Genomic DNA, 10,653 nt, shown 5'->3' with positions numbered 1-10,653 from the left:
AATTCTGAACTGCAGTTTTTGCCGACTTCAGAAGGATTTTACGATTACATAAAAAATCAATATATTTACCAGTATAAAGATCACTTGGGAAATACAAGGGTAAGTTTTGGGAAAAACAGCGCAGGAGTTCTAGAAATTGTGGATGCTAATGATTATTATCCTTTCGGAATGAATCACTTGAAGAGTGGAAATTCTTTCTTCGGAGCGAGTTCGTATAAGAATTATAAGTACAATGGGAAGGAGCTTCAAGAAACGGGCATGTATGATTACGGTGCAAGGTTTTATATGGCTGATATTGGTAGATGGGGAGTTATAGATAATTATAGTGAGAATTATTTTCCTATTTCTCCTTATACTTATGTAGCAAATAATCCGACTAAATTTATTGATATAAACGGAGAATGGATATATATTAATGACCAAAATGGGACTCAGTATAGGTATCATAATGGTTCCACACAGCATCAGATAGATGGAAAATGGACAAATGTAGATGCAAATACTAAATTATCAAATTTTGTTGTTGATATTGTAGCAGGGTTAAGTCATCTAGATAAAAATACCTCTATAGGAAATGAGATGATTGAGTACTTTGATCAGGCGCAGGGTAAAGATGGAAAAGTAAGAGATCTTTATTTTAATTATACCAGCGGAGGTTCCCAAATAAAATATGGTATAAGTAATATAATTGAATTAAATACATCTTCAACCAAAGGAGTTTGGACTACTTCAGGTAATGCTTCGGCATATTCTCCTTTATATACAACAATAGCCCACGAAATGGGGCACATTTACGAAAATTATGCGTTAGGCGTAACTTCTCAAATTGATACAAGATTTGGACCTAACAGTACTACAGCAGAAATATATGGAACACATGTAGAAAACATTGTAAGAGCTGAATCAGGTCTACCATTGAGAACAAATTATGGGAGTGTTTGTTTAGGTTCTACATGTATTCCTAATAAAGACGGGAGGCTAATAGATAATGCTGGAAATAGTATTTATTATAATTCAAATGGAAGTCAAATATCTCCTATTCCTAGTGTGCAAAGCGTTCTTAATGTAAATAGTACAATATTGCAAAATAAATATAATTATAATGGAGCTGCTGCATATTATAACCTGCGAAAAATTAAAAATCGTACTAGATAATCTATAAACTTTTGAAAATGAAAAATATTATTTTAATATTTAGTATTATGTTATTCTCATCTTGTAATTCTCAAGGAAAGATTACTTTGAGACAGATGAATGAAAACTTATTAAGAGATAAAAATTCTTTTGCTTATCATGATTCAACTGCAATAAAAATACTTACAGAAGGATATAATATTTTTAGGCTATTAGGAGCGAAGACCAACGACATAAATCCAGATAAAAAATATTCTCATATTTATATAGAAGATGGTTTTCATGATGAAGAAGGTTTTTACAATGGAATTTTTATTGTAAATAATAAAAATATTTTCGAAGTTACTACGAGTCCTTATAAATTACAATATGACAGTCTTTCTTATACCAAAGTCAAAGAGAAAAATGAACTTGTTTTTTATACAAAAAAACTTTCTACAGAAGATTTTAGGAATAATTATGTTGATGAATACTTTAGATATGAATTGATTATTCAAGATAAAGTTCATGCTTTTGAAAAATGTTTGGCAATAGATCAATATACACCCAAATCAATTATTTATGCAAAAAACTATTACTTTGCAGGAAGAGGAATTAAAACTTACAATTTACCAATAAAGTATAGTGATATTAGAAATGGGATTAAAGAACTACCTTATTTTAATGATGATAAAAAGAAAGAATTTGTAAAATGTATAAATGAATTGGATATATTAAAAATACATAATTAATATACCCTACGACGCGGATTTGTAATCCGTGAGCAATAATAAATACCCCAGATGGCTATAGAACAGGAAGTGCTGGTATATTTAAAGGAACTGCAGGTCTTCCTTTTTCTTGGGCAAAAACGAAAACTTGGGTAAGTGGAAAATAAAATTATTAAGATGAATAATAGTACTAAAAATATTCTAATCCTTTTTGCTTTATTTATATCTGTAATTATTTTAATAATTTCCTTGACAAAAACGACAAAAGATAGTTTAACAGATTATCAGATGTTCGCGAAAGTTATTAATATTTATAGAGATAAAAATGAACATAATTTTTTATTTGTAAAATATTCAAATGGTGTAGTAGAATTGTTAGATTATCCCTATAAAGTAGGTGATTCTATATCTAAAAAAAAAGGCGATTCGATAGAATATATTTTTAGAGGAAATAGAATTATTCAAAATAATTTATTTGAGCAAGCTAGAAAGGAAAAGACACTTAGATAGATCTCACATGATCTCGCGGATTTTTAATCCGTGAGCAACAATAAATAACCCACCGCAAAGCGGTGGGTTTTATGTTTTATAGCGTAGCTGCGTTTTTGGCAAAAAAATCTTTAAACTTTTTATGGGTAAGCATTTTTTCCACGAGCCGGAAAATGGTTTGCTTGTCTTCCTCCTCGAGCTGCTGTATTAATCTGATCTGTTCGAGTTCCGTTTTATCTTCCAAAACTACTTCTTTAGGAATGGAACCGTCATAATCAATCGCTCATTAAAGCATCTTTTTAACCAGCTCACTCATCATTTAAAACTTGCTTGATAACTGGATTTTCGTGAAAACCTTCTTCGTGTACAATGGAAAATCAGCGTTCTGAAGCCATCCGTAATAGCCCAGATCTTTCTGGAAGACAGATTTTACTGTTTGTCCCTTATATTTTCCGAAAGCAAAAATTTCCTGTCCGTTTTCGTTGAAGTGAATCATTCCTGCAAGATCTGCGAATTTGTTCTGAGACGAAAAATTGCTTAATTCTGCGATTTCGTTCGGTACATCATCGTATTTTCCGACCTGCGCATCAAGCACTTCAAAAGTTGCCATAACATCAGCTTCCGCAGAATGGGCGTTTTCCAGTGTTTTTCCGCAATAAAACTGATAAGCAGCGCCTAAATTTCGGGGTTCTTTTTTAAAGAAAATGGTCTGCGCATCAACCAGTTTGAATTTATTCAAATCAAAATCAAACTCGGCACGAAGCAGTTCTTCCGCTAACAGTGGAACATCGAATCTGTTGGAATTGAAACCGCCCAAATCCGCACCCGTAATCATTTCCATCACTTTCGGAGCAATTTCTTTAAAGGTTGGCGCATCTTTTACGTCTTCATCATAAATACCGTGAATTTCGCTGCATTCTTTCGGGATCAGCATTTCAGGATTTACCCTCCATGTTTTGCTTTCTCTTGACGCATCAGGATTTACTTTTAAAATACAGATTTCAACAATACGGTCTTTCCCGATATTGGTTCCTGTAGTTTCCAGATCAAAAATGCAAAGCGGTTTATGTAGTTTTAAATTCATTTTTTATAATTTGAAAATTTGAGAATGTGGTAATTTGAAAATGGATTTAAACGTCCATTATTCAACACATAAATTTATTTTAGTTGTTTTTGAAATATAATTGAGATTAAAATATAATAAAGAATTACCATCGGAATTCCGACCGTTTTAAAGATAACTAAAATAATAACAGAACCGACAAGTAAAGCTATTTTCGGATAATTATCCTGTAGTTTCATCGATTTGAATTTCATCGCGATCATTTTTATCGGCGAGATCAAAAGCCAGGAAGAAATTACGGTTAAAATAATCAATGCAAATTCATTATTCAGGAGAAATTCAAAGCTCTGATTTTCTTTAAAAGCGTAAAATAATCCAAAAATCAGAATCGTATTACTCGGCGTATTCAATCCTTTAAAATAATATTTCTGATCTTCATCCAGATTAAAAATTGCCAGTCTTAAACAGGAAAATAATGTAATCAGCAATCCGAAATATTGAATCTCAAACGGTAAAGTAATCCCAAAAAGATCCGTTCCAAAGGGTTCAAGCATTTTAAACATCGTCAGTCCCGGAACCAGTCCGAAGCTCACCATATCTGCCAAAGAATCCAGTTGGGTTCCAAGATTGGAATTCGCCTTTAACGCTCTTGCTGTAAAACCATCAAAGAAATCCAGAACCAGAGAAACTACGATGCAAACTGCAGTCGTCTGATAATCTCCTGAAATAAGATGAATGGCGCCGATACATCCGGAAAGCAGATTTCCTAAGGTAATGGCATTGGCAAGATTATTTTTAATAAAATTCATAGGCACAAAATTAATAAATTAAAGTAACAAAGCGTTAATTAAACGGTGCATCAATTATTGTGGTTTGATAAGCTGTTGCAGGAAGATATTGTTAAATTAATTCGAATTTAATGTAAATTTGCAGCATGAAATTGTTTAAAGAATTTAGAAAACAGGAAGTTCTGGTACTTTTGTACAGAATTTTTTTAGCCTATTTTTTCTATCAGATCGCAAGATTTTTATTCTGGTACTTTAATAAAGACTTAATAAAGATCGATTCTGTTTCAGATTATTTCAGTTTGTCTTTTCATGGGATTGCGTTCGATACAACGGCGATTTTATATGTAAATGCCCTTTTTATTCTTCTGAGCATCATTCCTGTCATCATCAATACTAAAAAAAGTTACCAGAAATTTCTTTTCTGGCTGTATTTTATCACCAACGGAATTGCTTATGCAATGAATTTCGGAGATATGGTCTATTTCAGATTTTCGCAGATGAGGCTTACTTCTGCCGCGTTGCAGGTTGCGCAGCACGAAAGCAATATTTTTAAGGTTTTTACAACTTCTGTTGCTCAGAATCCTTTTGTTCTGATCGGATTTATAGGTTTGATGATCCTCTGGATTTTTCTTTATAAAAAAGTAACAATTCAGGAAAACAAGCCAGAAAAACTGGTTCCGTATTTTGTGTGGTCTGTGATAACGCTTTGTATAACGGCTGTTTTGGCTGTCGGTGGAATTCGCGGAGACTTTAAGCACAGCACAAGACCGATCAATCTGGTGGATGCCAATCGTTTCGTGAAAATTCCGGCACAGGGAAATGTCGTTTTGAACAGTACGTTTTCCTTTTTCCGAACTTTAAATACGAATAATTTTAAAGAAGTTCATTTTGTAGATGAAAAATTTATCGATCAGAATATCCATCCTTATAAAGAATATAACAGAGAAGTTGCAGAAAAACCAAATATCGTTATTTTTATTGTAGAATCTTTCGGGAGAGAATATTCAGGAGCATTCAATAAAGACAAAAATATCAAAGATTACGTTTCTTACACTCCGTTTATCGACAGTTTGGCGGGAGAGAGTCTTATTTTTCCGAATACTTTTGCCAACGGAAGACAGTCGATTCACGGGATGAGTTCCGTTCTTGCCGGAATTCCGAGTTTAACCGACGCTTTTACAAGTTCGCCCTATTCCAACCAGAAAATCCAGTCCATTGTTTCTGTCTGCAACGAAATGGGATACGATACTTCTTTCTATCACGGCGCTCCGAATGGTTCCATGGGATTTTTGGGCTTTGGAAACATCTTAGGCTTCAAACACTATTTTGGAAAGACGGAATATAATAACGATAACGATTTCGACGGAATCTGGGCAATTTGGGATGAACCTTTTTTACAGTATTTTGCGAAAAATGTAGGAAAAAAGCAGCCTTTCATGGCAACTGTATTCACGGCATCTTCACATCATCCGTTTAAAATTCCTGAAAAATACAACGGAAAGTTTAAAAAAGGAAAAATTCAGATGCATGAACCAATTCAATATACCGATTATGCCATCAAAAAGTATTTCGAAACGGCTAAAAGACAAGCGTGGTTCAATAATACCATCTTTGTTTTTACAGGAGATCATACCAACGAAATTTATTATCCTGAATACGATAAAACAATGAATCGTTTCGCAGTGCCCTTAATCTTTTATTCCCCAAATCCTGCTTACAATTTAAAAGGCGTAAATCCTGAACTGGCACAGCAGATTGATATTTATCCTACGCTTGCAGATTTAATCGGTTACCATAAAAAAATCAGAAGTTGGGGGAGAAGTCTTGTGAGCGACAGACAGTATTCGCCGATTATTGCCAATTCAGACGGAACAGTGGAGCAGTTTATCATCGGAAATTATATTTACCGTTTTGATGGAAAAGAAATTGTAGGAATTTTTAATCAGTCAGATCTAGGATTAGAAAAAAATATGATGGATCAGTTGAAATCCAATCCGGAAGTACAAAAAGGAAAACAGATCGCAAAAGCGTGGTATCAGGATTATATGGACAGGGTAATTAACAGAAAAATGCAGTAAAAAAGCAGTTGTAATTTTGAAATAGTAAAGCTTTCAGAATTAAATCATTAAGCTGATTTTTAATTTTATTTTTAATAATTTTTATTTCTGTTGTTTGGTATATCTATTGCAATCTATGTGTAGGATAATAAAATTTTTTGTTGTTTTAAAATAAATTTATACTTTTAACAATAGATAGACAACGAAATTATTTTATTGAAATTAAAACTATAAGAAATATGAGAAAATTATTATTAACCTTCGCGCTTTCATTGGTTGGAGTAATGTCTTTTGCACAGATTGAAGGGAAATGGAAAACCATAGATGATGAAACAAAACAGGCAAAATCTATTGTTGAGATCTATAAAAAAGGAGATCAGTACTTCGGGAAGATCACTCAGTTACTGATAAAACCGGCTAACCCGAACTGTACGGCATGTAAAGACGACAGAAAAAACAAGCCTATTCAGGGAATGGAAATTATCAGAGGTCTTAAAAAAGACGGTGATGAATTTACAGGAGGTACCATTACAGATCCTAAAACAGGAAAAACGTACAAGTGTACGATCACAAGAAGCGGCGATAACCTGAATGTGAGAGGATATATTGGTTTATCTTTCATCGGAAGATCACAGACTTGGCAGAAAGTTAATTAACCGGATTAAATAAAAATTAATAAGCGGCATTTCATTAAATGAAATGTCGTTTTTGTTATGTAAATAATAAAAAAACACTACTTTTGTACTCTAAATTTTTCAAATAAATATGGCAGAATATACTTTTCGTGAGGTAATTGCACAGGCAATGAGCGAGGAAATGCGTAAAGACGAATCCATCTATTTAATGGGGGAGGAAGTTGCAGAATATAACGGTGCATATAAGGCTTCAAAAGGAATGCTGGATGAATTTGGTGCTAAAAGAGTAATCGATACACCAATTGCTGAGCTTGGTTTCGCAGGGATTTCTGTGGGAGCTGCAATGAATGGTAACAGACCGATTGTAGAATTTATGACCTTCAATTTCTCTTTGGTGGGGATTGATCAGATTATCAATAATGCTGCAAAAATCCGTCAGATGAGTGGAGGACAGTGGAACTGCCCGATCGTTTTCCGTGGTCCTACAGCTTCTGCAGGTCAGTTGGGAGCAACACACTCTCAGGCTTTCGAAAGCTGGTATGCCAACTGTCCGGGATTAAAAGTGGTGGTTCCTTCAAACCCTTATGATGCGAAAGGATTGCTGAAAACTGCGATTCAGGATAATGATCCGGTAATTTTCATGGAATCTGAGCAGATGTATGGAGACAAAATGGAAATTCCTGAAGAAGAATACTATTTACCTATCGGGAAAGCAGATATCAAAAGAGAAGGTTCTGATGTAACGTTGGTTTCTTTCGGAAAAATCATGAAGCTGGCTATTCAGGCTGCTGAAGATTTGGCTAAAGAAGGTATTTCTGTAGAAGTTATCGATCTTAGAACCGTTCGTCCTTTGGATTATGATACTGTTTTGGCATCCGTTAAAAAGACAAACAGACTGGTTGTTTTGGAAGAAGCGTGGCCATTTGGTTCTGTAGCGTCTGAAATTACCTATATGGTTCAGCAGAAAGCATTCGATTATCTGGATGCTCCAATCAAGAGAATTACAACTCCTGATGCTCCTGCTCCTTACTCTGCGGCTTTATTTGCAGAGTGGTTCCCGAAACTTGAAAAAGTGAAAGAAGAGATCAAAAAAGCAATGTACGTTAAGTAATTACACGATTATAGAGAAAAACTTCCGAAAGGAAGTTTTTTCATTTATTATATTCATGAAGAAAAATTCATGGGGATGTAAATTTGGATTAAATTTGCGCGTTTAAAAATTAAATTAGCTGGTATGGCAGAAGTTACAGAAGGCGGTCATCATTTTGACATAAAAAAGCTTTCTTTCATTGGAATTTTAGTGTCTCTCGGAATTGTTTTCGGAGATATCGGTACTTCACCGCTTTATGTAATGAAAGCGATTGTTAACGCAAGAGGAAAAGGAAGTACGATGCCTTTCAATGAGTACATCGAAGGGGCGTTGTCCTGTATTATCTGGACGCTTACTCTTCAGACGACAATTAAATATGTAATCATTGCTCTTAGAGCAGACAACAAAGGAGAAGGGGGTATTTTAGCACTTTTTTCTCTGGTAAAAAATCTTAAAAAAGGCTGGCTGTATCTTATTGCTATTGTAGGAGCGGCTGCGCTTATTGCAGATGGGGTAATTACTCCTTCGCTTACGGTAATGTCTGCGATCGAAGGTCTTGAAATTTATAATCCGGATACTCCTGTTGTTCCTATCACGATCGCGATTCTGATTGTTATTTTCGTAGTTCAGCAGTTTGGGACAAGCTTTATCGGGAAGTTCTTCGGACCGGTAATGGTGATCTGGTTCCTGGTTTTGGGAGGTTTAGGATTGTCTCATTTAAGCGAAAATCTTGAAATTTTAAGATCTTTCAATCCTTACTATGCGTACAAGCTTATTGCCAACTCTCCGAGCGCGATTGTGATTTTGGGAGCTGTTTTCCTTTGTACAACCGGAGCGGAAGCGCTTTATTCCGACTTAGGACACTGCGGTGCCAAAAATATCCGTGTAAGCTGGGCATTTGTAAAAGTAATGCTGATCTTAAATTATTTGGGACAGGGAGCGTGGCTTTTAACCAATAACGGTAAACCCGGCTTTTCGGTAGTGAATCCTTTCTTCGGTATCATGGAAGAATGGATGGTGGTTCCGGGAGTTATTCTGGCTACAGCGGCTGCAATTATTGCCAGTCAGGCTTTGATAACAGGATCATTTACCATTTTCTCAGAGGCAATGTCCTTAAATTTATGGCCTAACCAGAAAATTGATTATCCTTCTGGGGTTAAAGGACAAATGTACATCCCAAGAATTAACTGGGGGCTTTTATTGTTCTGTATTGTGGTGGTTCTTCACTTCAGAGAATCAGGAAAAATGGAAGCGGCTTACGGTTTATCCATCACGGTAACCATGTTGATGACTACGATTCTTTTGGTATACTGGCTGTTGAAACACAGAGTAAACAAAGTTTTAATCCTTGTTTTTGCGTTTGTTTATATGGCAATCGAATTAGGTTTCTTTAGTGCAAACGTAATCAAATTCATGGAAGGAGGATGGATTACAGTCGTATTGGCTGGATCTATAGGAATCTGTATGTATGCATGGTACAACGGAAGATCTATTAAAACAAAATTCATCAAATTTATTAAGCTTGAGACCTATATTCCGATCATTAAAGACATGAAGCTTGATGAAACGATTCCTAAATATGCGACTAACTTGGCATACTTAAGCCGTGCGAAGAGAAATGATGAGATCGAATCGAAGATTATTTATTCAATCATCAAAAAACAGCCGAAAAGAGCCGATCATTATTTTATTCTAAGCATTACCAATCAGGAAGATCCATATACTTTTAAATATGCGGTAGATGAAGTTCTTCCGGGAACGATCTATAAAATTAACTTCATGTTAGGATTTAAGATAGACCGAAGAATTAACGATTATTTCGATATGGTTCTCAGAGATTTAATGGCAGACGGAACAATTCCTTCAAGAAGCAGCCATCCGTCATTAAGAGCGCATAATATTCCGCCGGATCTGAAATACGTGATTATAGACAATACCTATATTAATGATATTCTTCTTACGGTTAAAGAGAAAATCATCCTTAACATCTACAATTTCGTGAAATATATCGGAAGCGACGACTTTAAAGCATGGGGAATCACTTCCCACAACGTTGTGGTAGAATCTGCGCCTATGACTGAAGACTGCGTTGGAAAATCCAAAATCGAGCAGTGCGAATTTATCCGCCACAAAGGTTAAATTCTTTAACACAGTATGACAATATTTATTTAAATAAAAATCAATAAATTTGTAGATAAATTTTTTGATGGATACGATACAAAAAGAAAAAAATATTGCGCTGATAAAGGATGTTTTAAGAAACTATTTATTGGAAAAAGGTTTCCGAAACACGCCTGAACGATATACAATACTCGAAGAAATATATGGTATGGATCATCACTTCAATGTGGATGATCTGTACCTTTTAATGTTGCAGAAAAAATATCACGTTTCCAAAGCAACAATTTACAATACAATTGAAATTTTCCTTGATGCAGGACTCATCCGTAAGCATCAGTTCGGAGAAAAAACACTCACTTCTTCCTCTTACGAAAAATCTTATTTTGATAAACAGCACGATCATTTAGTCGTGTACAAAAAAGATTCAGATAAGGAAATTGAAGAGATCATCGAGTTTTGTGATCCGAGAATTCAAGGGATTAAAGAGGCAATTGAGCAGGCATTTGGCGTAAAAATTGATTCCCATTCGCTGTATTTTTATGGCACGAAGAATGATTAATCAATTC

The 10,653-nt window shown here is 34.8% G+C and carries 11 protein-coding genes; 8 read left to right on the top strand and 3 right to left on the bottom strand.

What is annotated here, in order from left to right; genetic code table 11:
- From BW951_RS22435 to BW951_RS20155, 3 genes are all read left to right on the top strand, one after another.
- The coding region (locus BW951_RS22435) for an RHS repeat-associated core domain-containing protein (RefSeq protein WP_276526266.1) at positions 1-1,155 on the top strand (1,155 nt) is incomplete at its 5' end.
- A gap of 17 nt (positions 1,156-1,172) precedes the next feature.
- Positions 1,173-1,865: a hypothetical protein gene (locus tag BW951_RS20160; RefSeq protein WP_076396114.1), complete on the top strand. Its 693-nt coding sequence runs from the start codon at positions 1,173-1,175 to the stop codon at positions 1,863-1,865.
- A 135-nt stretch (positions 1,866-2,000) separates the two neighbouring features.
- Entirely contained in the window at positions 2,001-2,354 is a 354-nt protein-coding gene (locus tag BW951_RS20155) for a hypothetical protein (protein ID WP_076396112.1), read from the top strand.
- Positions 2,355-2,430: 76 nt separating this feature from the next.
- On the opposite strand, the gene BW951_RS20150 is transcribed toward BW951_RS20155, so the two are convergent.
- From BW951_RS20150 to BW951_RS20140, 3 genes are all read right to left on the bottom strand, one after another.
- Positions 2,431-2,577: a transcriptional regulator gene (locus BW951_RS20150; RefSeq protein WP_076396110.1), complete on the bottom strand. Its 147-nt coding sequence runs from the start codon at positions 2,575-2,577 to the stop codon at positions 2,431-2,433.
- A gap of 75 nt (positions 2,578-2,652) precedes the next feature.
- Positions 2,653-3,417, bottom strand: a complete 765-nt coding sequence (locus BW951_RS20145; RefSeq protein WP_076396108.1) for a 3'-5' exonuclease — start codon at positions 3,415-3,417, stop codon at positions 2,653-2,655.
- A 74-nt stretch (positions 3,418-3,491) separates the two neighbouring features.
- Positions 3,492-4,205, bottom strand: coding sequence for a CDP-alcohol phosphatidyltransferase family protein (locus BW951_RS20140; protein WP_076396106.1), 714 nt, complete (start codon positions 4,203-4,205; stop codon positions 3,492-3,494).
- Positions 4,206-4,330: 125 nt separating this feature from the next.
- Here BW951_RS20140 and BW951_RS20135 point away from each other — a divergent pair, with 125 nt between their 5' ends.
- The 5 genes from BW951_RS20135 (at position 4,331) to BW951_RS20115 (ending at position 10,646) form a co-directional block, all read left to right on the top strand.
- The gene (locus tag BW951_RS20135) at positions 4,331-6,262 is read left to right on the top strand and encodes an LTA synthase family protein (RefSeq protein ID WP_076396104.1); all 1,932 of its coding nucleotides are present in this window, start codon (positions 4,331-4,333) and stop codon (positions 6,260-6,262) included.
- Positions 6,263-6,480: 218 nt separating this feature from the next.
- Positions 6,481-6,897, top strand: a complete 417-nt coding sequence (locus tag BW951_RS20130; protein WP_076396102.1) for a DUF2147 domain-containing protein — start codon at positions 6,481-6,483, stop codon at positions 6,895-6,897.
- 109 nt (positions 6,898-7,006) lie between these two features.
- The gene (locus BW951_RS20125) at positions 7,007-7,987 is read left to right on the top strand and encodes a pyruvate dehydrogenase complex E1 component subunit beta (RefSeq protein WP_076396100.1); all 981 of its coding nucleotides are present in this window, start codon (positions 7,007-7,009) and stop codon (positions 7,985-7,987) included.
- Positions 7,988-8,110: 123 nt separating this feature from the next.
- Positions 8,111-10,105, top strand: coding sequence for a KUP/HAK/KT family potassium transporter (locus BW951_RS20120; protein WP_076396097.1), 1,995 nt, complete (start codon positions 8,111-8,113; stop codon positions 10,103-10,105).
- A 67-nt stretch (positions 10,106-10,172) separates the two neighbouring features.
- On the top strand, positions 10,173-10,646 hold the full coding sequence (locus BW951_RS20115) for a Fur family transcriptional regulator (RefSeq protein WP_076396095.1): 474 nt from the start codon (positions 10,173-10,175) through the stop codon (positions 10,644-10,646).
- The last annotated feature ends 7 nt before the right edge of the window (positions 10,647-10,653 follow it).

The sequence above is a fragment of the Chryseobacterium gambrini genome (genome assembly GCF_900156825.1).
Taxonomy (GTDB): domain Bacteria; phylum Bacteroidota; class Bacteroidia; order Flavobacteriales; family Weeksellaceae; genus Chryseobacterium; species Chryseobacterium gambrini.
This window is presented reverse-complemented; position numbering and strand designations above follow the sequence as displayed.

What these genes read in the sequence shown, in the direction of transcription:
- BW951_RS20160 (WP_076396114.1), top strand. Translation starts at nt 1,173, where the DNA reads ATGAAAAATATTATTTTAATATTTAGTATTATGTTATTCTCATCTTGT.
- BW951_RS20145 (WP_076396108.1), bottom strand. Translation starts at nt 3,417, where the DNA reads ATGAATTTAAAACTACATAAACCGCTTTGCATTTTTGATCTGGAAACT.
- BW951_RS20140 (WP_076396106.1), bottom strand. Translation starts at nt 4,205, where the DNA reads ATGAATTTTATTAAAAATAATCTTGCCAATGCCATTACCTTAGGAAAT.
- BW951_RS20135 (WP_076396104.1), top strand. Translation starts at nt 4,331, where the DNA reads ATGAAATTGTTTAAAGAATTTAGAAAACAGGAAGTTCTGGTACTTTTG.
- BW951_RS20130 (WP_076396102.1), top strand. Translation starts at nt 6,481, where the DNA reads ATGAGAAAATTATTATTAACCTTCGCGCTTTCATTGGTTGGAGTAATG.
- BW951_RS20125 (WP_076396100.1), top strand. Translation starts at nt 7,007, where the DNA reads ATGGCAGAATATACTTTTCGTGAGGTAATTGCACAGGCAATGAGCGAG.
- BW951_RS20120 (WP_076396097.1), top strand. Translation starts at nt 8,111, where the DNA reads ATGGCAGAAGTTACAGAAGGCGGTCATCATTTTGACATAAAAAAGCTT.
- BW951_RS20115 (WP_076396095.1), top strand. Translation starts at nt 10,173, where the DNA reads ATGGATACGATACAAAAAGAAAAAAATATTGCGCTGATAAAGGATGTT.